The 26,087-nt window shown below is 71.8% G+C and carries 19 protein-coding genes; 11 read left to right on the forward strand and 8 right to left on the reverse strand.

The window, feature by feature from the left end; translation table 11 throughout:
• The first annotated feature begins 15 nt into the window (after positions 1–15).
• Positions 16–903 (forward strand): NAD(P)-dependent oxidoreductase, encoded by an 888-nt coding sequence (locus tag AB0C27_RS17715; RefSeq protein ID WP_357844816.1) that lies wholly within the window; start codon positions 16–18, stop codon positions 901–903.
• A 137-nt stretch (positions 904–1,040) separates the two neighbouring features.
• Here AB0C27_RS17715 and AB0C27_RS17720 read toward each other — a convergent pair whose 3' ends face one another.
• Entirely contained in the window at positions 1,041–1,673 is a 633-nt protein-coding gene (locus AB0C27_RS17720) for an HAD family hydrolase (protein WP_357844819.1), read from the reverse strand.
• Between the two features lie 105 nt (positions 1,674–1,778).
• Here AB0C27_RS17720 and AB0C27_RS17725 point away from each other — a divergent pair, with 105 nt between their 5' ends.
• The gene (locus tag AB0C27_RS17725; protein WP_357844822.1) at positions 1,779–3,068 is read left to right on the forward strand and encodes an MFS transporter; all 1,290 of its coding nucleotides are present in this window, start codon (positions 1,779–1,781) and stop codon (positions 3,066–3,068) included.
• 110 nt (positions 3,069–3,178) lie between these two features.
• Here the strand turns inward: AB0C27_RS17725 and AB0C27_RS17730 are convergent, their stop codons facing one another.
• Positions 3,179–4,390, reverse strand: coding sequence for a hypothetical protein (locus AB0C27_RS17730; RefSeq protein ID WP_357844825.1), 1,212 nt, complete (start codon positions 4,388–4,390; stop codon positions 3,179–3,181).
• A gap of 68 nt (positions 4,391–4,458) precedes the next feature.
• On the opposite strand from AB0C27_RS17730, the gene AB0C27_RS17735 reads away from it, so the two are divergent.
• The gene (locus AB0C27_RS17735) at positions 4,459–5,814 is read left to right on the forward strand and encodes a citrate synthase (RefSeq protein WP_357844828.1); all 1,356 of its coding nucleotides are present in this window, start codon (positions 4,459–4,461) and stop codon (positions 5,812–5,814) included.
• Positions 5,815–5,953: 139 nt separating this feature from the next.
• Here AB0C27_RS17735 and AB0C27_RS17740 read toward each other — a convergent pair whose 3' ends face one another.
• From AB0C27_RS17740 to AB0C27_RS17750, 3 genes are all read right to left on the reverse strand, one after another.
• A complete protein-coding gene (locus AB0C27_RS17740) occupies positions 5,954–9,268 on the reverse strand; it encodes a chromosome partitioning protein ParA (protein ID WP_357844831.1) in 3,315 nt (1,104 codons plus the stop codon).
• Positions 9,269–9,346: 78 nt separating this feature from the next.
• Entirely contained in the window at positions 9,347–10,588 is a 1,242-nt protein-coding gene (locus AB0C27_RS17745) for a hypothetical protein (protein ID WP_357844833.1), read from the reverse strand.
• A complete protein-coding gene (locus tag AB0C27_RS17750) occupies positions 10,585–11,784 on the reverse strand; it encodes a hypothetical protein (RefSeq protein WP_357844836.1) in 1,200 nt (399 codons plus the stop codon). Before AB0C27_RS17750 ends, AB0C27_RS17745 begins: the two co-directional genes overlap by 4 nt.
• A gap of 226 nt (positions 11,785–12,010) precedes the next feature.
• Here AB0C27_RS17750 and AB0C27_RS17755 point away from each other — a divergent pair, with 226 nt between their 5' ends.
• The 8 genes from AB0C27_RS17755 (at position 12,011) to AB0C27_RS17790 (ending at position 23,021) form a co-directional block, all read left to right on the forward strand.
• Positions 12,011–14,140 (forward strand): fibronectin type III domain-containing protein, encoded by a 2,130-nt coding sequence (locus tag AB0C27_RS17755; RefSeq protein WP_357844838.1) that lies wholly within the window; start codon positions 12,011–12,013, stop codon positions 14,138–14,140.
• A 14-nt stretch (positions 14,141–14,154) separates the two neighbouring features.
• Positions 14,155–15,231 carry a MoxR family ATPase gene (locus AB0C27_RS17760; protein WP_357844841.1) on the forward strand — a complete coding sequence of 359 codons (1,077 nt, stop codon included), beginning with the start codon at positions 14,155–14,157 and terminating at the stop codon, positions 15,229–15,231.
• 10 nt (positions 15,232–15,241) lie between these two features.
• The gene (locus tag AB0C27_RS17765; protein WP_357844844.1) at positions 15,242–16,369 is read left to right on the forward strand and encodes a DUF58 domain-containing protein; all 1,128 of its coding nucleotides are present in this window, start codon (positions 15,242–15,244) and stop codon (positions 16,367–16,369) included.
• 167 nt (positions 16,370–16,536) lie between these two features.
• A complete protein-coding gene (locus AB0C27_RS17770; protein WP_357844847.1) occupies positions 16,537–18,843 on the forward strand; it encodes a DUF3488 and transglutaminase-like domain-containing protein in 2,307 nt (768 codons plus the stop codon).
• A 3-nt stretch (positions 18,844–18,846) separates the two neighbouring features.
• On the forward strand, positions 18,847–19,806 hold the full coding sequence (locus AB0C27_RS17775) for a winged helix DNA-binding domain-containing protein (RefSeq protein ID WP_357844850.1): 960 nt from the start codon (positions 18,847–18,849) through the stop codon (positions 19,804–19,806).
• 58 nt (positions 19,807–19,864) lie between these two features.
• Positions 19,865–20,440: an RNA polymerase sigma factor gene (locus AB0C27_RS17780; protein WP_357844853.1), complete on the forward strand. Its 576-nt coding sequence runs from the start codon at positions 19,865–19,867 to the stop codon at positions 20,438–20,440.
• On the forward strand, positions 20,433–21,242 hold the full coding sequence (locus AB0C27_RS17785; RefSeq protein ID WP_357844856.1) for a hypothetical protein: 810 nt from the start codon (positions 20,433–20,435) through the stop codon (positions 21,240–21,242). Before AB0C27_RS17780 ends, AB0C27_RS17785 begins: the two co-directional genes overlap by 8 nt.
• A gap of 216 nt (positions 21,243–21,458) precedes the next feature.
• On the forward strand, positions 21,459–23,021 hold the full coding sequence (locus AB0C27_RS17790; protein ID WP_357844859.1) for a heparinase II/III family protein: 1,563 nt from the start codon (positions 21,459–21,461) through the stop codon (positions 23,019–23,021).
• Between the two features lie 38 nt (positions 23,022–23,059).
• Here AB0C27_RS17790 and AB0C27_RS17795 read toward each other — a convergent pair whose 3' ends face one another.
• The 3 genes from AB0C27_RS17795 to AB0C27_RS17805 are packed head-to-tail and all read right to left on the reverse strand — an operon-like array spanning position 23,060 to position 25,925.
• Positions 23,060–23,614 carry a hypothetical protein gene (locus tag AB0C27_RS17795; RefSeq protein WP_357844862.1) on the reverse strand — a complete coding sequence of 185 codons (555 nt, stop codon included), beginning with the start codon at positions 23,612–23,614 and terminating at the stop codon, positions 23,060–23,062.
• Positions 23,611–25,677 carry a hypothetical protein gene (locus AB0C27_RS17800; RefSeq protein WP_357844865.1) on the reverse strand — a complete coding sequence of 689 codons (2,067 nt, stop codon included), beginning with the start codon at positions 25,675–25,677 and terminating at the stop codon, positions 23,611–23,613. The genes AB0C27_RS17795 and AB0C27_RS17800 overlap by 4 nt, the downstream gene beginning before the upstream one ends.
• Positions 25,674–25,925 carry a hypothetical protein gene (locus tag AB0C27_RS17805; protein WP_357844868.1) on the reverse strand — a complete coding sequence of 84 codons (252 nt, stop codon included), beginning with the start codon at positions 25,923–25,925 and terminating at the stop codon, positions 25,674–25,676. The genes AB0C27_RS17800 and AB0C27_RS17805 overlap by 4 nt, the downstream gene beginning before the upstream one ends.
• Positions 25,926–26,087: the final 162 nt, after the last annotated feature.

The following is a 26,087-nucleotide window of genomic DNA, read 5'->3' on the forward strand; positions in this document are numbered from 1 at the left end:
AAGGGAGCGGTCATCATGCGCGTCGTCGTCACGGGAGCCCACGGCAAGGTGGGCAGAGCGGCCGTCAAGGCCCTGGCCGAGGCGGGTCACGAGGTGACCGCCACCGACCTCACCCGCCCGGTCTGGGAACGCCACGACCCGGGCACCCCCCGCTACGTGCAGGCCGACCTGACCGACGCCGGGCAGGCGTTCGCCGTGACGCACGGGGCCGAGGCGGTCGTGCACGCGGCGGCGATCCCGGATCCCACCTCCAACCCGGCGCAGGTGGTGTTCCAGAACAACCTGATGTCCACGTTCAACATGATCGAGGCGGCGGTGCGGTTCGGCGTGCCGCGGTTCGTGAACATCTCCAGCGAGACCGTGCCCGGGTTCTTCTTCCCCGAGCGGCCGTTCCTGCCCGACTACGCGCCGGTGGACGAGGAGCACCCGATCCGGCCGCAGGACCCGTACGCGCTGGCCAAGCACTTCGGCGAGCAGCTCATGGACGCGGCGGTGCGCCGGTCGGACATCAGGTGCATCTCGCTGCGGCCGAGCTGGGTGCAGCACGAGGGCAACTACGAGCGCAACCTCGGGCCGCAGGTGCGCGACGCCTCCGTGGTGGGGGCGGGCCTGTGGAGCTACATCGACGTGTACGACCTCGCGGACGCGATCGTGCTGGCCGCCGAGTCCGAATTGCCCGGGCACGAGGTGTTCTACATCGCCTCGCCGGACAACGCGGGCGGGCACGACTTCGCGGCCTCGCTGCTGCGGTATCACGGTGACCGGATCGAGCTGCGGGCGCTGGCCCGTCCGGACGCGTCGGGCATCTCCTGCGCCAAGGCCCACAGGCTGCTGGGCTGGACCCCGAAGCGGTCGTGGCGCGACTACCTCGACGAGAACGGCCACACCCGTAAGGACATGTGACAGGCCGTCCCGCACGGCCGTACTGACAGGCCGTCCCCTTACCTACGGTCGCGGCTTCGCCGGAGCGGCGTGTCCCCGGCCGCGATCACCGGCGGCCGGGGACGGACAGGGCGAGGGCCCTGAGTGCGAGCGTGGCGTCAATCGAGGGCGGCGATCAGGTCAGGGAGCTTGGCGGGTTCGTGGAAGAGGGTCGCCCCCAGCCCCTCCAGCCGGGACACCGGCGTGATGCCGCCGGCGAAGGCCAGGCAGCGCATGCCCGCGCTCATCGCCGCCGCCACCCCGAACGGGCTGTCCTCCACCACCACGCACCGCTCGGGCTCGGCCCCCATCACGGCCGCGGCGTGCAGGAACAGGTCGGGCGCCGGTTTGCCCCTAGTCACGTCCTCGACGCTGAACACGTTCCCGGCGAACCGGGCGGCCAGGCCGGTCAGTTCGAGGCTGCGGCGAATGGTGGCGTGGCGGCCGTTGGAGGCCACGCAGCAGGGGATGGTGAGCCGGTCGAGCGCCTCCTCGATGCCCTCGATCGTGCGCAGCTCGGCCTTGACGGCAGCCACGTAGTCGGCGTTGAGCTGCTCGCGCCAGCCGGGAGGGGTCCGGCCGATCTGCTCAAGCCAGTACTCGTTGGTGCAGCCGACGAAGCGTTCGGCGTACTCGTTCTCGTCGATCGTCCAGCCCAGGCGCCGCAGTGCGGCGGTGCCCACGCGTACGGAGATCGGCTCGCTGTCCACCAGTGTCCCGTCGCAGTCGAAGATGACCAGCTCGACAGCCAAACTGTGTTCCTTTCCCCGAGTCAGCAGTGCTTGAAACGTAACATTGCGCAGGTGATAGCGTTCGCGTGTCACTGCACAAGACGCTAGTCCGCATGGTGAGACACGATGACGACATCCCCCCAGACGTCGGCGCCGAGCCGGTCGAGGATCGCGACCGCCAGCCTGATCGGCACCGCGATCGAATTCTATGATTTCTACATTTACGGCACCGCCGCGGCCCTGGTGCTCAACACCGCCTTCTTCCCCGAGATGGACCAGGTGGCGGGCAACCTCGCGGCGTTCTCGACGTTCGCGGTGGCGTTCATCTCGCGGCCGCTCGGCTCGGCCGTGTTCGGCCACTGGGGCGACCGGATCGGCCGCAAGTCCATGCTGGTCGTGTCGCTGCTGGTGATGGGACTCTCGACGGTGGTGATCGGGCTGCTGCCCGGCTACGCCTCGATCGGCGTGCTCGCGCCCGTGCTACTGGTGCTGCTGCGCTTCACGCAGGGCATCGGCCTCGGCGGCGAGTGGGGCGGCGCGGCGCTGCTGGCCACCGAGCACGCGCCGCCGGGCAAGCGCGGGCTCTACGCGATGTTCCCGCAGCTCGGCCCGTCGGCCGGGTTCATCGTGGCGAACGGGCTGTTCCTCATCCTCGGGGAGACGCTGAGCGAGGGGCAGTTCGACAGCTGGGGCTGGCGGCTGCCGTTCGTGGCGAGCCTGCTGCTGGTGATCGTCGGCCTGTACGTACGGCTGAAGATCTCCGAGACGCCCGTCTTCCAGCAGGCCATGGACGAGCGCCGGATCGCCAAGGTGCCCTTCGCCGGCCTCATGCGGCACCAGTGGCGGCGCGTGCTGCTCGGCGCCGGCGCCATGACGATCGCGTACACGCTCTTCTACACCGCCACCACCTACTGCCTCGCTTACGGCACCGGCACGCTGCAGATCCCCAGGACCACGATGCTCGCGCTGACCATGATCGGGGTGGTGTTCATGGCGGCCGGCACGGTCGTCTCGGCCGTGGTGTCCGACCGGGTGGGCCGCCGCCGCACGCTGATCACGGGCACGGTCGCGGCCGTGGTGTGGGGGCTGGTGATGTTCCCGCTGATGGAGACGCGCTCGGTGTTCCTGGTCGGGCTGGCGCTGGCCGGGGCGCTCGCGATCATGGGGCTGGTCTTCGGGCCGATGGGCGCGTACCTGCCCGAATTGTTCAGGACCGAATACCGCTACAGCGGCGCCTCCACCGCCTACAGCCTCGGCGGTGTGCTCGGCGGCGCGGTGCCGCCGCTGGTCGCGACCGGCATGCAGGCGGGCGGGCTGGGGGCGATGGCGGTCGGCGGGTACGTCGCCGCGATGGCCGTGCTGAGCCTGCTCTGCCTGCTCGCCCTGCCCGAAACCGGCGACAGCACCCTGCGCTGACCGGCAGCCGTTGAGCCCGCGCTGACCGGGCTCAACGGCCACGGCACTTCGCGTTGACAGGGCTCAAGGGCCGAGTGACAGCAGCGGCAATTCGCGTCGGCCGCCGGGCCTCAGTAGCCGGGGAACAACAGGGACAACTCGCGCGGGTGGGCCGCGATCAGACGAAGTTCGTCATCGGTGAGCGGCCTCCCCGTCATCGCATTACAGAGCTGAACCAGACGGAACGACAGGTCCTCATCGGCCACCTCGGCGCCGAGCCCGTCCATGACGTGCCGGAAGCCGGCCTTGCCGCCGTACTCGCCGGTCAGCACCACCCGGCCCGCCCGCGCGTGCCGGTCCTCGGGGAAGGGGCCCAGCGACGCCTCGTCGTACAGCTCGTAGTTGCCGTGATCCTTCAGCGCGCCGTCGGCGTGGATGCCCGACTCGTGCGCGAACGCGTTGCGCCCCACCCCCACCTGGTTGTACGGCAGCGGCTGCCCCAGCGCGTAGCTCGCCCACAACGCGAACCGGCGCGCCCACGACAGATCCAGCGGATCGCCGATCTTCGCGTCGAGGCCGAACGCGTGCCGGAACGCCAGCACGGTGGACAGCAGATCGGCGTTGCCCGAGCGCTCGCCGACGCCGTTGACGCAGGTGTTGATCCACGCGTCCTGCCCGGCGTCGAGGTCGCCGAGCGCGCCCGACACCGAGTTGGCCACCGCCATGCCCAGGTCGTTGTGGCAGTGCGTCTCGACCGGCATCGCCGCGCCCGAGGCCAGCCTGGCGAAGCGCTCACGGATCCGGCCGGGTGAGTCGCCGCCGATGGTGTCGCAGTAGCGTACGCGGTCGGCGCCGGCCTCCTTCGCCGCCAGCGCGAACTCCAGCAGGAACCCGTCGTCGGTCCGCGAACCGTCCTCGGCGTTCACCCCGACCGTCAGCGCCCCCGCGTCCTTGGCCACGCGGACGGCGGCGGTCATCTCTCTGATGATCTCCTCCCGGCCCAGCCGGCCGCGGAACTTGTTCTGGATCATGTAGTCGGACGTCGAGATGGACAGGTTGTAGTGCTTCAGCCCGAGCGGCGCCGCCTGCTCCACATCCTGCGGCACGCCACGGCACCACCCCGACAACCGCAGCTCCCCGAACACACCCGCCTCGGCCAGCGCCACCTGCGCCCTGACGTAAGGCGCCTCGTGGAAGAGGAACGGGAACCCGATCTCGGACTGCGCGACCCCGAGCTTGGCCAGATAGAAGTTGACCATGGTCTTGCCGAACTTCGACAGCCCGGTGCGCGCGGTCTGCACGCCGTCCCGGTTGGTCACATCGAGGAAGTGAACGTTAGGCATGCCCCCACGTTGACATGCCGGTTCAAGATGGATCAATATTGACTTTCGTCAACTATGGAGGCTGTCGGGTGGCGGAGTGGATCGACGCGGCCACGGCGTCGGAACGGCTGGGCGTCAAAACCGCGACGCTGTACGCGTACGTGAGCAGGGGTGTGCTGCAGCGGCGGCACGGCGAGGACGGGCGGCGCAGCCTCTTCTCCGCCGAGGAGGTCGAACGCCTGGCCCGCCGCGGCCGCCCGCGCAACCAGCAGCCGGAGCTGGTCATCGAGTCGGCCATCACGGCACTCGGGGTCGACCGGCCCTACTATCGTGGCCTCGACGTGCTCGGCCTGGCGGGAACGGCCCCGTTCGAGACGGTCGCGGAATGGCTCTGGACCGGCGACCGCACCGTCTGGCCCACCACCCGGGCGACTCCCGTGGACGATCTGCACGCTTCTACCGCCGTCCCGGACATCTCAGCCACCGCGAAGGCCCCGGCGGCCCCGGCCGTCGCCACCGGCGGCTCGGGCACTTCCACCGACGATCCGGGCATCCCGGTCGTCTCATCAGGTGGGCCGTCATCCGAGGCGTGGCGGTGTGAGCCCGAGGCGCTGGAGGCGGCCGTCGCCGCTCAGGGCGGGCTGCCCGCCGACCTTCTGCCGCTCGACCGGCTCCAGGTGATCACCACGGTCCTCGGCGCGTCCGACTCCCTCCGCCACCAACTCGACCCCGCCTCCGTCGCCGCCACCGGCCGCCGCATGATCGCCGGCCTGGTGGACGCGCTGCCCCAGCTCAGCGAGCCCAGCGGCGACTCGATCGCCGAGCGCCTGTGGTCGCGCCTGTGCCCGTCACCCGCCACGCCCGCCCTGCTCACCGCCCTCGAAGGCGCCCTGGTCCTGCTAGCCGACCACGAACTGGCCGCCTCCACACTCGCCGCCAGGGTCGCCGCCTCCGCCAAGGCCGACCCGTACGCCGTGGTGCTGACCGGCCTCGGCGTCCTGGGCGGCCCGCTGCACGGGGGCGCGTCGTACGGCGCCGAACGCCTGCTGGCCGAGATCGCCGAACCGCACCTGGCCGCCCGCGCCGTCACCGACCGGGTACGGCGCGGCGAACGCATCCCCGGCTTCGGCCACAGCGTCTACAAGAACGGCGACGCCCGCGGCGCTCTGCTGCTCGACCTGGTCAGAACCGCTGCCCCCGATCATGGGCGCGTCGCCGCCGGTGACGCCCTGCTGGCGGAGATGCGCCGCCGCCGCCTCCCGGACCGCAACATCGACTTCGCCCTCGCCGTCCTCACCGCGGTAGCCGGCATGGTGAGCGGCGCAGGCGAGGCGATCTTCGCGGTAGCCAGGGCGGCAGGCTGGCTGGCCCACGCAATGGAGGAATACACCCGCGGCTCCCTCCTCCGCCTCCGCGCCTCCTACACCGGCCCCCCAACCAAGTAAACGCCCGCAGCACCGCGCCCCTGCAGCGCTGCGCCGGGCACCTGAAGCGCCTCGGTCCCGAAGCGCTGGGCTCCCGCAGCGCCGCGCACGGGACCTGCCTCGGTCGCTTCGTGACCCGAGGCAGGGGCGACACGCGTGGCTATGCCAGGGCGGGAGCGCTTCGGTCCACGTATGACGAGAGAGCCCGGACGCGTTCGGCGTGGTGGTCGTGGCCGACGATCACCGGGGGCTCGTTGTACGGCATCGCGTCCGACGAGCGCCGCAACTTGATGTACTGCCCGCAGGCGTCGATCGCGTACGGCTCCATGTCGTCCTGCAGCGCCCCGATCACCGTGATCCCGTACGTCTCGCCGATTCGCCTGAACAGCGCCACCGCCTCCCTCCGATGCTCCTTGCCCAGGTTGCGGCCCAGTTCGTCGAGGACGAGGCACAGGTGGCCGCCCCCGGACGAGGCGATGGCCGCCGCGCACACCAGTTTGACGGCCTTCTCGTCCATGAGCGCCGTGTTGGCCCGCCGGTTGTACGGGACGAACCCCTGCCCCTCGCCCCGCCGCCACTTCGGCGTCACCCGCCACTGCCAGCGCTGCTCGGGATCGGCCGGAGCCGGCGGGACCGGGAACTCCAAGGTCGCCCCGTAGCCGCCGTAGGAGGTGTCGAGCTTGTCGAACTCCTCGGCCACCCGCGTGAGCCGCGCCTTGATCGCCGCCGTCAGTGCCGCCCGGTGCACGGCGGTCGACTGGGCCGCCTCCTCCGCGCCCCTGGCCGCCGCCGCCAGGTCGCGCTGGCGGGAGCCGACCTGCGCCTCGATCTGGCGGCGCTGGTGGCGTTCGTACTCCTCCTGCCCCCGCAGATAGGACGCCAGCGCCCCGCACACGCCCGCGAACGTCGCCTGCTCGCGTGCCGTGCTGCCCTCCCGCTCGCTCAGCAGGAACCGCAGCTCCTCAGGGATCTCCGCCTCCTCCTCGGGGAACGTGTCGCGCAACGCCTGGTCGAGGTGGCGTTCGGCGACCCGCCACCACTCCTCGGCGGCACGCGGCCGCTCCTCCTCGGGCAGCGCCGCCAGCCACTCGCGGGCGGTCTCGATCGTGCCTCCCCAGTCGGCGGCCAGCGCCGCCAGCTTGAGCGCCTCCCGCTCCGCGCCGACCTTCGCCTCCAGCCCGCGCGCCTGCGCCCGCTCGGCCTCGTGCCGCTGCCTGCGGCCCTCCAGCCGCTCGATCTCCATGTCCCTGGTACGGGCGCGGAAGTCGAGCGAGCCCGCCTGCCGTTCGAACTCGGCCACCTTCGGCGCCAGCTCCTCGATGGCCGCGTTGAGCTCGCCCAGCCTGGCCCGCCGCTCGGCGAGCTTCGCCTCCAGCTCGGCCAGCCGCACCCCGGCTCTGGCGCCCTCCAGCCGCCGCTGCGCCCGCGCGACCGACTCCTCCCCGTCGTGCACGGCCTGGGCGGCGCTCTCCTGTACGTCTCTGGCCCGGTTGAGCCGCTGCTCGGCCGCCTTGATCCGGGCCTCGCGCCCGGTCGCGACCCCGTCGAACGCCCCGACGACGCTCACCCCGGCCGCGCTGACCAGCACGGACCCGGGCAGCGCGGCCAGGGCGGCAGCGGCGGCGTCGAGCTGGGCGGCGTCCACGATCACGGCGTGCTCGTTGGGCCAGCCACGCAACTCGCCCAGCGCCCCGGTCATGGTCGTGGTCCCAGTTCCGGTCCCGGCCTGCCCCTGCGATTTGCCGTAACGCGCCTTGAGCGCCTCCCCGAGCGCCTGCCCCTCACCGGCCCCGCCATCGGCACCAGCACCGCCGCCGGCATCGCCATCGGTACCGGCACCGGCATCAGCGCCCGCGCCACCATCTGCGAGGGCGCCCACACCACTACCGGCGAGGCCACGACCGGTGAGGCCGGCTCCCTGCGGGGTGTGGGCGGCGTCGCGGGCCTGTTCGGCCACGTCGAGGGCGTCGAGCAGGCCGGTGGCGCCGATGCCGGCCGCCGCCAGCGCGTTGAGCTGGGCCGCCGCCGGGCCGCCCTCGGCGTCGTCGAGCGCGGCCTGGGCCGAGGACACCTCACGGTCGGCCACGCCGAGCGCCTTGAGCGCCTCGTTGAGCCGCAGCCGTACCTCGCCCAGCTCCCGCTCGGCCGCCGGCACATCACGCCCGTCGGCGAAGCGGCGCGTCTCCTCCAGGGCCGGGATCAGCCCGCGCAGCTCGTCGGCGGAGTTTTCCGCCACGGCGCGGTCGGCTTCGAGCTTGGCCGCCCGCGCCTGCATCGCCGCCAGCTCCTTGCGGGCCTGCGACACCTGCCGGTCGAGGGTGTCTTCGCGCAGGGTGGCGATCTCGGCCTTGACCATGGCGATCGACTCGGCGGCCGCCTCACCCGCCGCGCGGTGCCGGTCGAGGTCGGCGGCCAGCGCCTCGTCCTTGCCGGCCGCGTCGGCCAGCCGGCGTGCCTGCCGCCCGCGCCAGCACCTCAGCGCGTCTGCCAGCCGGACCCTGGCCTGGTCTCTGCGGTCGAACGTGGACAGCAGCGCCTTCGACTCCGCCTCGAACTCCGCCAGCCGCTCGGCCGCCTGCGCCGCCCGCACCCGCTTGGCGTGCTCGTCGCGGCGGGCCTCACGCTCCTGCTCCAGCTCGGCGTCCAGGCCGGTGAGGGCGGCGATGGCCTCGAAGACGCGCTCGGGCGAGATCTCGTTGAGCGGCTGGGAGAGCAGGTTGGTGGCGACCTTGCTGCGTACGGACGTGGACAGGAACGACACGCACCTGACCCGGTCGCCGTAGAGCACCTTGGTCAGGTCGCGGGCCACGACGTCGCGCCGCCCGGCCGACTTCGGCAGTGACGCCCAGATCTCGTCGGCCCGCGCCACCCGCTCGGCCTCGGACGGCGACGCCGCCAGGTGCACCCCCTCCCGCCAGCGGATCTCCAGGTGCGGCGCCTCCTGGTTGACCTTCAGCCAGACGGTCAAGGCCCCGCCGGAGGTGTCGGGCACCTCGAACAGCTCTCCGTCACCCGAATCGGCCTCCTCGAACAGCTCTCCATCGCCCGAGCCGCCCGCGTCCGAGGAAGCATCCGAGCCGCTGCCGGCCGCGGAAGAAGCCGAGCTCGGGGGAGAGGCGTCCTCCTGGGGCGCGTCACAGAAGCCCTCCATGCCGGGCGGCCCGAAGACGCCCACGATGTATCCGTGGTCGGCGCTGGCCCACTGCCGGGCCCCGGCGCCGCTGGCCAGCTCGGCGTTGAAGAGCAGCTCCGACACCGCCTTGGCGCCGGAGGCGAAGCGCCACTGCTCGTCACCCAGCAGCGCCGTGATCGAGGCGATGAACGACGACTTGCCCGCCCCGTTGGAGTCCTTCGGCCCCGCGCCCGCCACCACGATGAGCGTGCCGGGGACCGTCGGCACCGGATGGGTCGACAGCCGCGAGATGTTGACCGCCTGCACGGCGATCAGCACCCGGTCTCCGACGACGTTCTCCACCTGCGACACCTGAAACCCCCGTTGTCCTTCCATCCAAGTTGAAAACCGACAAAAGCCACTACAAAGTCGCGAGAGCCGTCACTTCGCCGATCTACGCGCCAGTACGGCCGCCGCCAGCGGCGTGTTCGGCCCCGCCGCCAGGATCAGCTCTTCCTGCAACCGCCGCCTGGCCGCCGGCGTGAGCCGGTGGAACTGCGGCCCCGGCACGTAGCCCCCCGCCTCCTCGCCCGCCTTGACCTGCCCGATCAGCCCGGCGTGCCGCAGCGAGCGCAACGCCGCCTCCAGCTCGCCGATCGGCAGCTGGGTGTGGCGGCGCAGCTCGTCGACCGGGGTCGGGTGCGGCGACAGCCAGGAGTCCTCTGGCAGCAGCCCTTCGGCGCGCGGGATGGCCACGGAGTGCACGAGCACGAGCGTCAGCACCGCCCGCTCGCTCACGCCCAGCCGCGTGCTCTCTCCCTCGAAGCCGGCCAGCTCGGCGGCGACGGCGTCGTCGTAGCCGGAGGTCCAGCGCTCACGGTGCTGGATCAGCGTACGGCCGCGCCTGGACAGCATCTCGCCCAGCGTGTGGCGCAGCGCCGGATCGCGCAGGGCCGCGAACCGCACCTCCTGCACCGGCTCCGCCGCGTGCTCGACCACCATGAACGCCGCCACGAGCTCCGCCCGCCGCCGCTCGTCGTAGCCGCTGAGCAGGTCGTCGAACTCGGCCGCCCCGCCCTCGGCCCGGCCCCCTGCCCCGGCGGGCGCTTCGGGGTGCGGGACGGCCGCGGCCACGATGTCGGCGTCGCCGACCACGGTCAGCTCGGGCCGCTCGGGCTCGGGCAGCCGGCGTACGAGCTCCTGCAGCTGCGCGTGCGACTCCACCGGCCACAGTGCGCACCTGGGCCCGAGCAGCACCACGCCGTCGTCGACGACGATCCAGGCGGAGTCGTGCAGCCGCCGCAGCGCGCCGCGCGCCCAGTTGCGCATCAGGTCGTCGGTGCGGCCGATCAGCTCGCGGTAGGTGTCGAGCACCAGCTCCACGGGGGCGGGCTCGCCCGGCCACGGATCCACCGACTGGTCGCGCCAGCAGCACTTGAGCACCGCCGCCAGCACCCGCCTGGTCTCCCCGGACCGCTCCACGGAGACGGGCGGCACCTGGTGCTCGTCGAGGAGCGACGGCGTCACCCCGTCGGGCCACACGGGCACGGCCTCGCCGGTGGAGTCGGGCCTGGTCAGCCGGAGCATGCCGGGAGCCGCCGCCACTCCGGCCCCCAGCCGGGCCGGCCCGCCCGACCGCACCCGCGCGTGGGCGACGGCGTGAGCCCGCCGATCGGCGCTCATGAGACCCGCTCCAGGTAACCGTGGGAGAGCCACGCGGGCTCACGCTCAGGATCGACGCTCAGCCCGTCGGCCCAGGCCAGCCGGTAGGGCAGCTCGGGTCTCAGGTCGACGGTGGTGAGGTCGGCCAGCACCCGCCGCGCGGACGGCCAGTCGGAGCCGAGCACGTCGGCCAGCGCGACCCGGTCGGCCTCGCCCAGCAGTGACTCGGCCATCTGGGTCAACCGTTCGAGCGCCGCGCCCGGCGAGGAGTCGAGCGAGGACTCGGGCCCGGGGTCGGGCAGGTTGGAACGCGGGGGAGTGGGCTGCGCGGGGGCGGGACGCGGGGCCTCGTCGACGGCGCGGGCGATGGCGGCCGGATCGTGCCAAGGCGCGGGCGCGTCGAAGACGAACCCGTCGAGCACCGCCGCCAGCCGCTCCCTGGACGCCGTCTGCGCGAACGTGCGCCACGTCTCCGTCGGCAGCAGCGTCAGGTTGCGCGTCGTGCCCGCCGAGTCGGCCAGGCGCCCGGCGGCGCGGCGGGAGGCGTCGCTGTAGGCGTAGATGGCCGCCCGCAGGTCGGTGCAGACCCGGTCGAGCTCCGGCCACCGGGTCAGGATCGTGCCGTGCAGGCTCTGCGCCCTGCGCGCGATCTCCTCGGTGCCCCACAGCTTGGGCGCCTGCTCGCGCAGCTCCTCGATGGTGCCCGTGGTGAGCGTGATCAGCTCCAGCGCCCACAGCCGGAACGCCCGCGCCAGGTTGAGCGCGCTCTGCCTGGCCTCCTCCATCGTGGTGCGCGGATCGGCGACGTTGAGGTCTTCGAGCGCGAGCAGCCGGTGCATCTCCGACTGCCCGCCGTCGTCCATCATCCGCCGGATGAACATCAGCCCCACCACACTCGTGAACGAGGCGCGGTAACGGAGCTGGTTGGGCTTGGGGAACACCTCGCGGATCGCGCCGAGCCCCTTGAGCACGCGCAGCCGGTTGTCGAACTGGTCGGCGGGATGGGCCCGGCAGGCGAAGCGCATCTGCTCGTGGGTCAGCCACTCCTCGCCGGCCTCCGCGAACGCCGCGAACAGCGTCTCGGCGATGTCGACCAGGGCGGGATCGTCGACCACCGCCCCGCTGTCACGGGCCAGCGCGGCGAACATGCGGCGGTAGGTCGACAGGACCGCCTCGTCGGTGAGGACGGAGTCGAGGGTCAGGGGCTGTTCGGACACGGGCACTAAGGTACGGCTTCACACCGACACTCTTGGCACGCCCGCACCGCGAGCCCAATCCGAGCCCAATCCGAGCTCAGTCCGCGCGCAGTCCGAGTCCAGCCGAACCACAGGTATACCAGCGAGTACGTACGCGTACGGGACGCCTGGGCGCTAGGGTGATGCCCGATAACACGGGGGCGAAACACTCAGTAATCGTACAAACCGGGGTGAGTGACGAGTGCGCATGCTCCGAGGCGATCGAGCCACGGCACTGGTCGCCGCCGCGCTGGCCGCGATCCTGGTCGCCGTGGCGGCGTGGCTGGGCGTGGGCGTGTCGAGCGCCAACCCCAAGCTGGCCGACGTCGGCGCGTGGCTCTGGACCAAGGCCAGCGGCAAGATCGTGCACGTCAACGGCCTGTCGGGCGAGGTGGACGGCTACCTCAACGACAAGGCCGGCCGTCAGCTGCGAGTGGTGCAGGACGGCGGCGACGTGCTGCTCGTGGACGACCGGACCGGTTACGTCAGCCGGATCGAGCCGAGCCAGCTCAGCGTGGCCCAGACCCGCGACTTCGGCGCGGCAGGCCTGCAACTGGCCGTGTCCGGTGGCACGGGTTACGCGGTCGATCCTGCGGCCGGCCGGATCCAACAGCTCGACCCCGCCACGCTCAACACCGTCGGCAACGCGCTCACCCTGCCCGCCCCGCTCGGCGCGGCCCGCATCGACGGCGGCGGCCGCCTGTGGGTGCCGGTCACCGCCAAGGGCGAGGTCGTACCCGTGGCCGAGGGCACGGCGGCGGCCCCGGTCAAGGTCGGAGAGCCCGGCGAGGAGCTGTCGGTCACGATCGCCGGCGGCCTGCCCGTCGTCGTCAACAGCCGCGCCGCCACCGCCACCGTCATCGGGTCCGACGGAGGCGTCGGCGAGATCACCCTGCCCAAGGGCGTCTCCCAGGCCGCCAAGGGCGGCGCGCTCACCCCCGCCGCCACCGAGGGCTCGCTGGTGCCGATCCTGACGCCCGGCGACTCGGGGCTGCTCGTGGTGATCGACACCGCCTCCAACGCCGTGCTCAGCACCAAGTTCAGCACCGGCGACCCGGCCGCGCTCGGCACGCCGCAGGTGCTCGGCACCAAGGTGTACGTGCCCGACCAGGCCAGCGGCTCCCTGATCGTCTGGGACAGCGCGGACGGCGGCCGACCCTCCACGCTCAGGGTGACCCAGGAGCCGGGCCCGGTGGACGTCTTCGTCAAGGACGGCCTGCTGTGGGCGAACGACGAGAACGGCGACAAGGCCATCGTCATCGACCCGGAAGGCCGCAAGCACGACATCGCCAAGGACGACTCCGACGTACCGGGGCCGACCAGCACCCCCAAACCCAAGCAGACGCCGCGCACCGACCCGACGCGGACCGACACCCCGCCCGAGACCGATCCCGTCGAGACCACCACGAGGGCCCCGGTGCCGCCGACGACGCGCGAACCGACGCGTGAGCCGACCCGCGAGCCGACCCGCGAGCCGACGCGGACGCCGACGCGGACCCCGTCCTCGACCCCCACGCCGAGCGCGCCGGCGCCGCCCGGCGGCGTCACCGCCAGGTCGGGGCCGGGCAAGGTGACCGTCACCTTCAGCCCGTCCGCGGGCGGCAAGGTCGACCGGTACACGCTCAAGACCTCCGGCGAGGGCAGGTCGGTGCCGCAGTCGGTGGGCGCCGACGGGCCGTACCGGTTCGAGTTCACCGGCGGGAGCTGCACAGGCGAGTACACGTTCACCGTGGTCGCGCACTGGCAGGGCGGCGAGGTCGAGTCCGAGCCGAGCGCGGAGGCCAAGCCCTGCGTGGCGCCCGGCTCGCCGACCGGATTCGCGGCCAAGGCCAGGAATCGCGGCGCGGAGCTCACCTGGAACGCCCCCGAGGGCGCCGACGACGCCACCACGTACGAGCTGACCGGCGGCGCCACGAACGACGCGATCAAGGGCACCTCGTTCACCGTCGAGGGGTTGAAGAACAACCAGAAGCACACGTTCAAGCTCAAGGCCAGGAACGCGGCGGGAGAGAGCCCCGACGTGGCCACCACCGAGGTGGACCTGGCCTACCCGAAGCAGCAGTACAAGAACGCCAGCAACGAGGACACCAACACGATCATCCGCACGACCCCGTCGGCCGGCGTGAAGGCGGGAACCATCCCGCAGAAGGAGTACATCACCCTGACCGTGATCTGCCAGGTCAAGGGAGCCTCGTACACCGACTCGTCCACCGGCAGGACCAGCGACATCTGGAACCGGATCGAGAGCCAGTACGGCAACGGCTACCTGAACGACACCCTGGTGGCGACTCCGGACGGAGGCTTCCCCGAGGGGCCCCTGTTCGAGTGCACCGACTGAGAAGGGGAACTCAGTTGAACCAGTACAACTACGGGGACCAGAACTACGGGGACCAGTTCGACCAGACCGCGCAGCCGTACCAGCAGCAGCCTCAGGTGCCGCAGCAGCAGGCGGCCCAGCAGGTTGCGCAGCAGCAGCCCGCGCAGCTGGCCGGGCAGTTCGCCCAGCGCTTCCAGCTGCTCGCGAGCAACATCGAACGCATCATCCGCGGCAAGCACGAGGCCATCGAGCTGGCTCTGGTCTGCCTGTTCGCCGAGGGGCACCTGCTGGTCGAGGACGTGCCGGGCACCGGCAAGACCACCCTCGCCCGCTCCGTCGCGGCCAGCGTGGACGCGGAGTGGCGGCGCATCCAGTTCACGCCCGACCTGCTGCCCAGCGACATCACCGGCGTGTCCATCTTCAACCAGGCACACCAGAAGTTCGAGTTCCACCACGGGCCCGTCTTCGCCAACATCGTGCTCGCCGACGAGATCAACCGCGCCTCGCCGAAGACGCAGGCCGCGCTGCTGGAGGTCATGGAGGAGCGGCGGGTCACGGTGGACGCCGAGCCGCATCCGGTGCCCAGACCCTTCCTCGTGGTGGCCACGCAGAACCCGGTCGACATGGACGGCACGTACCCGCTGCCCGAGGCCCAGCTCGACCGGTTCCTGATGAAGATCTCCGTCGGCTACCCGGACCACCTGTCGGAGGTCGAGGTGCTCAAGGGCATGCCGACGGGGCCGCAGGTCGAGCGGCTGCCGGTGGTGGCGCGCGCCTCCGACGTCGCCGGGATGATCGACTTCGCCTCGCGGATCCACGTCGCCGATCCGGTCTACGACTACATCGTGGCGCTGTGCGGCGCCACCCGTACCAGCCCGCACCTGCGGCTGGGCGCCAGCCCGCGCGGCAGCCTGGCGCTGCTGCGCGCGGCCAGGGTCAAGGCCGCCGCCGCCGGACGGCACTTCGTCGTGCCCGAGGACGTCAAGGCGCTGGCCGTCCCCGTACTGGCGCACCGCCTGATCCTCACCCCGGAGGCCGAGCTGCGCGAGGTCACCGCCGCCGCCGCGCTCGGCGAGATCCTCGCCGGGATGCCGGTGCCGCAGGCGGCCTAGGGTGCGGCTCATGGCGGTGCTGACGCCGCTGGGCCGGGGCACGCTCGCCGGCGCCGTCCTCCTGTACGGGGCCGGGTTCGCGCTCGGCTACCCCGAGCCCGTCGTGCTCGCCACGGGCGCCCTGCTCGCGCTGGCCGCCGCCCTGGCCTGGACCGCCCCGAAGCCGCGGCTGGAGGTGCACAGGGAGGTCACGCCGGTCAAGGTGCCGCGCGGCGAGGCCGCCGTCGCCGTCCTGAACGTGGCCAACCTCGGCGGCCGGGGCCTTTCCGGACTGCGCGCCCAGGACCGGATCGGGGCCGACGAGCACACCGTCGACCTGCCCAGGCTGCCCAAGGGGGCGACGCGGACGGTCTCGTACCCGCTGCCGACCGGCACGCGCGGGGAGATCCCGGTGGGGCCGCTCGCGCTCGTGCGCGCCGACCCGTTCGGGCTGACGCGCCGCGTCCGCTCGTACGGTCGCCCCGCGACTCTTCTGGTACGGCCCCGCACGGTCCCCCTGCCCGTCCCCCCGTCCGGCAAGGCCCACCACCTGGAGGGCCCCACCAGCGACAACGCGCCCAGCGGCACGGTCACCTTCCACACCCTGCGCGAGTACGTGGTGGGCGACGACCTGCGCCACGTCCACTGGCGGTCGAGCGCCCGCACGGGGACGCTGATGGTGCGCCAGCTCATCGACGCCAGCCTGCCGATCACGACGGTGCTGCTCGACACGCGGGGGCTGACGGAGCCGGCGGTGGACGCGGCCGCCTCGGTCGCGGTGGCCGCCGCCCGTTCCGGCTTCCCGGTACGCCTTCTCACCGACGCCGGGCCCCTGCCCGACACCCGGACGGACGCGGAGGCGGTCCTGGACCGGCTCGCGCTGGTCCAGGCGAGTGTTTCGGGGGGACCTTCCGGGGCCTCTCCCGGGGGCTCCTCCGGGGTCGCGGAGGCGCTGCGGACGGCGCGGGGTGGGGGATCGCTCGTGCTGGTGACAGGGGATCCGGTGGAGGTGGGGCGGGTCGCGGGGGTGCGGCGCCGCTTCGACCGGGTCATCTGCGTGTACGTCGGCTCCGGCCCCGCACCTGCCGCGCCGCCCGGGGTGTCGGTGGTGCGTGTTTCGTCGCTGGAGGAGTTGCCGGTGGCGTGGGGCACCCGATGACCGACCAGACCCTCGGCAGCCCACCTCCTCCGCCTGGCCGGCCGCCCGGACCCGTTCCGCCGCCCGGCCCTGCACCGTTGCCCGGTCCCGCACCCGGATACGGTCCGCCGCCTGGCCCTGCACCCGAGTACGCTCGGCCGCCCGGCGGCGCGCCCGGGTACGGGCCCGTGGGCGGCGTACCCGCTCATGAGGCGACGCCGATGGGCGCGCCCGGCTCGGGCGGGCACGGACCCGGGACGGCACCGGCCGGTGGGCCCGGCGGTGGCGCGGCGCCCGGCGGCGTGGGCGGTGGTGAGCGGGCGGCGGGGTCGCGGTCATCGCGGCACGACCGTGCCGGGTCCCGTGGGCGCGCTCGGCGGGCCGCGTCCGGCGGTGACCGGCGCGCGGACACCCGGGACGGCGGCGAGCGGCGGGGGCGCGGGGCGGACGGGCCGGTGTGGCGGCGGGTGGCCGGGCTGGGTGTCGTGGCGGCAATCGCGGCCGTGGCCGGATGGGGGTTCCACCGGGTCTTCCCGTCGGACGGGCTGCTCCTGGCCGTCGTCCCCGCCGCCCTGGCCCCCGCCGTCGTCGCCACCCTCGCCCACCGCCGCCCCCTCTGGCTGGCCCTGGCCCTCGACGTGCTGCTCTGGCTGGCCGGCACCGTCCCCCTCTACCAGGCCCTCACCCCCACGGTCCTGGCCGACGTGGCCGGCGCCTGGCACACGCTGCTCACCACCCTCCTGCCCGCCCAGCCGGAACCCCGGCTGCTGGTCCTCGTGCACACCCTGGTCTGGGCCGCCGCCACCATCGGCGCGGAGATCCTGACCCGCACCAGGACCAGGATCGCCGCCGCCCTGCCCGCCCTCGCCGTCTACGGCGTGGCGCTGCTGCTCGGCGTGGACGGCGAGGGCTCCAACCTCCCGGTCGCCGCCGCGCTCTTCGTCCTGATCGCCGCCCTCGCCCTCCTGCGCGACGGCCGTTCGCCCGTCTGGCTGCTCACCGGCCTTCCCGCGGCGGCCGCCCTGGCCGCGCTGGCGCTGGTCGCGGGCCCGCTGCTGCCGATGGCCGCGCAGCCGTACAACCCCAGGAACGACGTCGAGCTGCCGCCGCCGGCCCGCGTGGACAGCGTCAGCCCGCTCGACCGCGTCTCGGCGTGGCTGCAGATCCCCGACCGCGACCTGTTCACCGTCAGGGCCGACAAGCCGCAGAACTGGCGGCTGGCCGTGCTCGACCGGTACGACGGCGTCCGCTGGACCTCGGGCGCCCGCTTCCAGCCCACCGGCGGCCGGGTTCCCGAGGGTGAGTGGACGGGCGCGGCGGACGTCGTCCACCAGAAGGTGACCTTCGGCGGCCTGCCCGGCACCTGGTTGCCCGCCGCCGAACGCCCCGAGAAGGTCACCGGCGTACGCGGCCTGGCGGTGGACCCGGGCAGCGGCGCCCTGCTCGTCGCCGAGGGGAAGACGGGCAAGGGATTCGGCTACCAGGTGACCTCGCGGGTGCCCAAGCCGTCCAAGGAGGACCTGCTCGCCGCCACCCCCGTACGCGATCCCGCCCTGACCGCCTTCCCCGACGGCCCCCAGGAACGGCTGTTCCGCCGGCTCGCCCAGCAGGCCGTCAAGGGCGCCGACGCGCCGATCAAGCAGGCGTACCGTCTGCAGAGCTACCTGCGCACGAGCGCGAGCTACGACGTCACCGCGCCTCCCGGGCACTCGCTCAAGGGGCTGGAGTTCTTCCTGCAGACCACTCATCGGGGGACGTCGGAGCAGTTCGCGGCCACGTTCGCGCTCATGGCCAGGACTCTGGGGCTGCCGTCGCGGGTGGTCGTGGGGTTCCGGCCCGGGCAGGCGTCCGGCGGGGTGTACCACGTTAAGTCCGGACATGTCATGGCGTGGGCGGAGATCGAGTTCGAGGGGCTGGGCTGGCGGCCGTTCTATCCGACGCCGGGACGCAGCGGGGCCAAGGACGACCACGAGGTCGTCTCATCGGCGATCGAGGAGAGCGAGGAGCTGGAGGGGGAGTTCGCCAAGGGCGGCAGCGACCGGGCGCGGCAGTCCAGACCGCAGGCCACGGGGAACGGCGAGCAGGCCGATTCCGGCCCGCCGGTGTGGGTGATCGCGGCGGTGGCGGCGGGCGGGCTGCTGGTGGCGTATGCGGCGGTGATCGTCGTGGTGCCGTGGCGGCGCAGGCGTGGCCGCCGCCTGGCACAGGAGCCGGAACGGCGGGTGCTCGGCGCGTGGCGGCAGACGTGCGACGACCTGGGGCTGCGGGACGAGCCCGCGCTGACGGCGGAGGACGTGCTGTCCCGCCAACCTGCCGACATCTCACCCCATCTTCGGCCGTTGGCCGAAATTTCGAACTTCGTCCGGTACGCCCCCGAAACCGGCACCGACGTGGCGGCCACCGAAGCCTGGCGGCACAGCGACGCCATCCGCCGGATCGTCCGCGCCCGAACCCCCTTCACCACCCGCCTGCGCGACCGCCTCCTTCTCCGTTAGCCCATGAGAAGCGTCGAAGCCCAGCTGCTGCACCGCCCTCCCGGACTGACGGCGGGCGAGATCGTCCGCCATCTGACGGCCGTCCAGGCCCAGGACATGCCCTCCGCCCAGCTCGCCTTCCGCGCCCGCTCCGCCACCCTCACCAGGGCCGACGTCGAGGCCGCCGTACAGACCCGCGAGATCGTCAGGACGTGGGGCCCGCGCGGCACCCTCCACCTCGTGCACGCCGACGACCTCCCCTGGATCCACGCCCTCACCAGCAGCGCCACGAACGCCACCCGCCGACTGGCGGAGGAGGGCGTCACCGGCGACGACCTGCTCGCCCTCATCGACCGCGCCCTCGCGGGCCAGGGCCCGCTCACCAAGGCCGACCTGGAGGAACGTCTCGCGGGCCGGGCCCGCGGCCAAGGCGTCGTGCACCTGGTGGCCCTGGCCGCCCACCACGGCCTGGCCGTACTGGGCCCGTCGCACGCGGGCAAACCCACGTACGTCCACACCGCCGACTGGCTCGGCACCCCCGTCACGCCCGAGCCCGACCGCGAACGAGCCCTGAAGGAGCTGGCCGTCCGCTACCGCCACGCCCACCACCCCGCCGCCCCCGAGGACCTCGCCGCCTGGTCCGGACTCCCACTAGGCCAGGCCCGCGCCGCCTGGGCCATGAACGCGGCCCCCGCGCCTGTCCCACGTACAGAACCTTTCCTCCGGCTCGCCCCCGCCTTCGACGAATACCTGATGGGCTGGCGCGACAGGACGCCGAACCTGGCCGCCGAGCACGCGCGGAAGGTCTTCCCCGGAGGCGGCGTCCTACGGCCCGTCGTCCTGGTGGACGGCCTGATCGAGGGCGTGTGGACGCGGAAGGGCACGCGCGCGAGCGTGGAACCGTTCGGCGAACTCCCTGAGGGGGCGCTCGACGCGGAGATCGCCGACGTCCACCGCTTCCTCAGCGCGGAGACGGGGGCGTGAAGCCGAATCGGCGTATCGGGTGATTAGTCATGAGCACCGATACACCGGAAGGTTGCACATGACAGGGGAGAGCATCGCGGCCATGATGCCCTGGGCGGCCCGTGCGCCGGGCACACTGGCGGACGAGGCGAGGTTCGAGGCGGCGTTCGAGGCGCACTTCAGCGAGATCCACGCCTACGTCGCCCAGCGGGTCGGCCCAGACCACGCCGAGGACATCGTGGCCGAGACCTTCCTCACCGCGTTCAGGAAGCGCGCCCAGTACGACCCGTCCCGCGCGGGGGTGCGGGCCTGGCTGTACGGCATCGCGACGAACCTCGTCGGCAAGCACCGCCGCCTGGAGGCCCGCACCCTGCGCGCGCTCGCCCGCTGCGCCCCCGACACCGACGCGCCCGGGCATGAGGAGACGGTCGCGGTACGGGTCAGCGCCCAGAGCCTGCGGCCGGAACTGGCCGCCGCCCTGGCCGGGCTGGACCGGCGCGACCGCGACGTCCTGCTGCTGGTCGCGCTGGCCGGGCTCAGCCACGACGAGATCGCCACGGCGCTCGGCATCCCGTACGGCACCGTCTGCTCCCGGCTGAACCGGGCCAGAAGGAAACTGCGGGCTCTGCTCGGGGAGGTGGCCGTCCATGGATGAGCTGATCCGCGAACTGTACGGGACTCCCCGCGAGGACCCGCGGGCCCGGCACCGGGTGTGGCGCAAGGTGGCGGCCAGGCGCCGGCGCGGGCGGCTGACCTGGCTGGCCATCCCCGCCACTGTGGCGCTGACGGCGATCCTGCTGACCGTGCTCCCCGCCGGCGACCCGCCGCCGGCCCCCGGCCGCTCGATCCTGCTGACGGCCGCCGCCTCCGCCGCCTCCGCCACGTCCAGCGGCTCCGGCGGCTCCGGTGGCTCTGGCGGCGCGTACTGGCACGTCAGGAAGCAGCGCGACGGCGGCCCTGAGACCGAGCTCTGGGTGAACGCGCAGGGCCGGGCGTGGACCTTTGAACGCGGCCGGGTCAGCCGGGTCACCGGCCGGTCGCCGTTCAGCGTGGGCGGGCGCGGGATGACGTACGAGCAGATCCAGGCCCTGCCCGCGGAGGCGGGCGCGCTGCGCGACCACGTGGCCGCAATGTTGCCCGGCGGCTCACGCGCGCTGCTCGCCGACGCGCTCAGCGGCCTGCTGTGGACCAAGCCCTCGGCCCCCGGGGTGCGCGCCGCCGCGTACCGGGCCCTGGCCGACCTGCCCGAGGTCCACTACCTGGGGGCCGCCACGGACCCGCGGGGGCGCGGCGGGCAGGCGTTCGCCTACGCCCTGCCCTCCGGGGTCCGGCGCACGCTGATCATCGACCCGGCCTCCTCGCAGGTGCTGTCCAGCGCCGACAGCGGCCAGGGCGGCCGCTCGGAACTCATCCTGACCGCCGGCTGGACCGACCAAGGCCCGCCGAACCTACCCTGACCTCCCTTCCACCCGCCTCAGCAGCCCTCTACGTGGACCTCGCACGGGTGACCCCGGCAGGGCCGGATGGACCGGCACAGGCGACCCCGGTAGAGGGCGGGTGACCCTGGCAGGGGGCTGGATGGACCCGCACAGGCGACCTCGGCACGGGGCCGGCCCTGCGCAGGGTTGGCCTGCGTGCATATCCCGAAATTTCACCACTTGGAGCATGGCGACGTGTTCTGGCGTGCCCGCACGACCTCAGGCAAGGCCATCTGCCTGAGCGACCAGTTCCCCGGAATCAAGGTGGAGGAGGTGATGCGCGGCCAGGTGACCTTCGTCGGCCTGCCACCGGTCGACCTCGGCACCGGCGAGATCGACTGGACCGCGAACCCGCACGGCAACCGTTCCTGGGCACTCAACCTGCACGCCCTGCGCTGGATGGGCCGGCTGGTAGGCGCGTACGAGCAAAGCGGCGAGCGAGCCTGCCTCGACCGCGCCGCCGACATCACCGCCCAGTGGCTGCGCGCCAACCCCCGGGACGGCGCCGGCGTCAGCCCGTGGGCGTGGGCCGAACACGCCGTCGCGCTACGCGCCCCCGCCCTGGTCTGCCTCAGCGAACACGTACGCACACCCGCCCTGTGGGACTCCCTGGCCGAGCACGGGCAGGTCCTGGCCAACCCGGCCCTCTACCGCGAAGGCCACAACCACGGCCTGGACCAGGACATCGCCCTGCTCCTCGTCGGCTGCCGCCTGGGCCGGGCTCGCTGGCGGGACCTGGCCATACGCAGGATGACCACCTCCGCCGAACTCGCCATCGACGCCCAGGGCGTCCTGCACGAACAGGCCCCCCGCTACGGCCTCTACGTCCACCGCCGCCTCGGCGTCGCCCTGCGCGCCATCCGCGAGAGCGGCGCCGAGCCCTCCGAACGCCTGCTGGCCAGACGGCGCGCCCTGGAGACCTACGTGGCGCACGCCACCCAGCCCGACGGCCACCTCGTCCCCATCGGCGACAGCCCCGCCGACACCCGTGCGGACGGTTTCCCCCACTCGGGGCCGACGGTGCGGGTGTTCGACGGAGGCTACGTCTTCGGCAGAACCGCCTGGAACGACCCGGACTCCGCCTACTACTCGATCAGATTCGGCCCAGGCCGCCGCCTGCACGGCCACGAGGACCACCTCGGCATCACCTACTCCGCCCAGGGCCGCCGCATCCTGGTGGAGACCGGCTTCCACTCCTACGAACGCACCGGCTACGTCACCTGGACCCGCTCACCCGAGGCCCACAACGTCCCCATCCCGACCACCGGCACCTTCGACCCCGGCACCCCCACCCACCTGCTCTCCTCCTCCATCACCCCGTCCCGCCAGTCCTTCGACCTCGCCGACGAGGCGTACGGGGTCCGCAGAACCCGCCGCATCCTGATCAACCACGGCCCCGATTGGATGGCGATACACGACACGGTCGCCTCCGGCACCCTACGCAGCACCTTCCACCTCGACCCCTCCCTCCAGCTCCTGTCCCGGAGCGAGGGGGCGGTGATACTGGGCGACGATGAAGGCTTCCTCGTCACACTCCTGCATTTCCCCGGGGAGGGAGAGGCGATACGGCCGGGCCTGATCTCAATCGGCTACTTACGCACCGCGGAGAACGTCACGGTCCTGTCACCAGAGGCACAGAGCGTACTGACGGTGATCGTGCCGCATGCGCACACGAAAGAGCAGGCGTGCGGAGTCGCAGGACGGGCTTTTCACGAGTGGTCTATAGGGTCACACGACCTCGCTGATCCGGTGTGCTGAACGTGCACTCGACATTGGGTGAGAACCTGAAATGGCGCTTACTCGGGATCGTCCAGCAGGACAGGTTTGAGTTGTCGGAAAAATTGGGTCGCGTCCGCCAGCGAATCTCTGTTCTGCGTGCCTTGCAGGATGCTGACGATGAGCAGGCGCTGGTAATCGGGTGTCCATCCGTAGACGAACGCTATGGTTTCGTTCTGGGCATTCTTTCGTCGTCCGGCGAATCCCGGACCCACCCCGTCGGGTAGCTGCTTTGCTTGAGTGGTCAGTCTGGTGTTCTCGAGGTCTTCCGCGTCGTTCTCTGATGGATCGAGAAGCTCGATCAGAAGTCCTCGCTCGCCTGCTGAAGTTCCGTCGTCACTGATCGTGCATGATGTGAAACGCTGGCTCGGATCTTTCCTGGTGCTGGAAGCCTTGTAGCGGCTGAGGCCTGTGGCGATTTTGATGGCGCTCGCTGAGATCAGGCCGCATTCTTGTGGTGCGGCGGTGACATTTCCTAGTGGTCGGGTATCGGGGGGAACGTCGGGAAAAGCGGTACATGCCGCCCCTATTCCAGGAAGGATCGCGATGGCGATCGTAAGGAGCCGTTTCCTCATGCGCTCCCCCCGGAATAGTGATCCTTCGCGGCGTTGAAGCCGTCCGCGATGGCGCCGTCTGGTTGGCTGAAGACGCGGCCGATGCCATTCAAGGTCAGCCATTCCTCGTAGTCCTCCCGTTGGCTGTTGTTCATCTCCGCCCAGGGAATGAGCTTCCCGTCGGCCAGAAAATGACCCTCTGCGCCGGGGCGGAAATCCTGGTGGAAGTAAGGGTGCGTCTCCGGCGGCTCCTCCTCGTCCCCGAATAGGCGATGGCGCATCATCGCTGCCATGGTGAGGTCGGTGAACATGTGCTGTGCGGCTCCGAGGGCGGTGTCCGCATCTGTGCGTGCCCGCCCCTCATTGGTGGACTTGATCTGTCCGAAGATCTTCCCCTTGGCTTCGTCGGCCAAGAGTCCGATGAACTTTCCCTGCGGACCTGGCGCCAGGCCGACCACTTTCTCGCTTACCTCTTTGAATATGGCGAAACGAGCATCGTCTCGTTTCGCCGCCTCGATGCTGGCGATGTTGACTGCGTCAGTAAGCGCATAAGTTGTCATGCTAAGGTTTCGCACTGCTTGGGCGAACTCGCCACCTTCGCTGCCGCTCATACGCGATTCGAGCAGCTTCTGACGCATGGTGGCGACATGCTGCTTTGTGGCGTCCGGATGTGATTTGTGCCAAGATTCAAAATCGGCCGTCACCTTCCGTGCGATTTCGGCGCCCAGTTCGTCCAGGACTTCGGTGGAGTACTGCCCGTGCGCGGCGATCACCGTCTTGAAGGCGTCCGGGTCTTCGAATGCCCATGTCATGGCCCGCTTCAGGCTCATGGAGTTGAACTTGGCTCCGTAGGGTTCAGCGCCGATCAGGTTCTTGTTGGCGTCCGGCCCTGTCACGACTCCGGGCATCCTTTGCGTGAAGGCGCGCGTGGCACGATGAATGTCCCCGGTGTACTGAGCCAAGATCGTGCCGAGGTTGCCGCGGGTGTTCGGGAGGTTCTTCTGTACCTTGGGGTCGCTCCAGAAGTGGACCGCCCACGAAGCGATCAACGCGGACTTGTAGCCGCGTGACCCCCCAGGTGGCAGATCGTGATCGCGGAACTCCGTGCCGGCCGCCTTGATGGCCCAGGCGAGGTCCGCGTCGGCGGTGCCGTCCCAGTGGTGCTTGCGCATCAGGTACGCCAGTGGGCGCCGCTGAGGGTCGGTGAAGAAGTCCTGGGCGACGGCGGAGTGGTGGGCGAGTGCGACCAGGGCGGCGCCCATGGGGCTGAGGTCGCCGGGGGCGGCGTCTCTCGGGCCGGGCAGTGCCCAGGGGTCTCGCGGGAGGCTCGGGTCCGGTGGGTGGGCCAGGTCCTTGTCGTAAAGTTTCCGGACCACCGTGAGCAGGAACGTGTGATCGAACTCCGCGTCCTGGAGCAGCCTTTTCACCGCGAACGCGTCCTGCCCGTTCTCGATCCCGTCGACCAGTTGATCGGCGTAACCGTCCGGCAGTCTCATCCGGCCCGCGCCCCGTGAGGCGGTGCCCAGGATGGTGCTGAGCATGGTGAGGAGTCTGTCCTGGGTCTGGACGTCGCGCTGGAGCGGGCGGGCCGATGCGGAGAGGCCGGCGCCGTAGAGCGCGTTGATCAACGCCTTCAACTCGCGCGGTGGTATCTCCATGGCGAAGGCCACGGCGAAGTACGGGTCGTTCTTGTGCCGTTCGATCTCGGCCACCAGGTGGGGATCGAGGGAATGGCTCGTGACCTGTTCGCGCAGCTTCGTGGCCATGGTCTTGGCGGTGGCCGCGCCCTCGGCGGGTGAGCTGGACAGCCAGTTCGATTCGTTGGCCCAGAGAGTGCCGCCCGCGCCGGGGGTGCGGTCCGGTTCGGCGAGGATGAGGTCGAGACGGCCCTGGAGCGAGGGGATCAGGTCGCTCATCTGGCGGCTGATGTCGCGCAGCGGCGACGGGCCCCACAGGGGGACGCCCAGTGACGTCAGGGCCCGCTCCACCTGGAGGTCGACGTCCGGGATCATGCCGCTGACCCGCTTCATGCCGTCGATCAGCCGGGTCATCAGCGCGGGATCGATGCCGACCATGGGGCTCATCGAGGAACTCCTCCTGCGCCGTGGTCGCTCGGCCGGAGTGAGTCCAGGAGCGAGAGGGCGCGCGTGAAGCGGTCTTTGAAGCCGCGGTCCCAGGCGCGCAGATCGGCGGCGAGCCGGTCTCCGGACGCGCCTTTGAGCGCGCCGTCGTCCACCAGGCGGATAAGCGCGGTCACGTCATTCGCGTGATAGTCCCGCAATTGTTCAATGTGCCGCCGGGCGGCGTCGATCTGTTCCCGCGTCGCCATCATCGCCTGATCTCATTCGTTCTGTGGAACGGGCAAGCCGAGCCGATGGAATGGTAACCGGAGGTCGGCTGCGGAGTGCAGGAGATCGAGGTGATTTCCGCAGAAGAGCTGGGGGGAGGGAGCCGCTCGTCAAGCAGGCGTTTCTGGTTATGGGTTTTTTGGGGG

The organism is Nonomuraea sp. NPDC048882, from assembly GCF_040649755.1.
GTDB classification, from domain to species: Bacteria; Actinomycetota; Actinomycetes; order Streptosporangiales; family Streptosporangiaceae; genus Nonomuraea; species Nonomuraea maheshkhaliensis.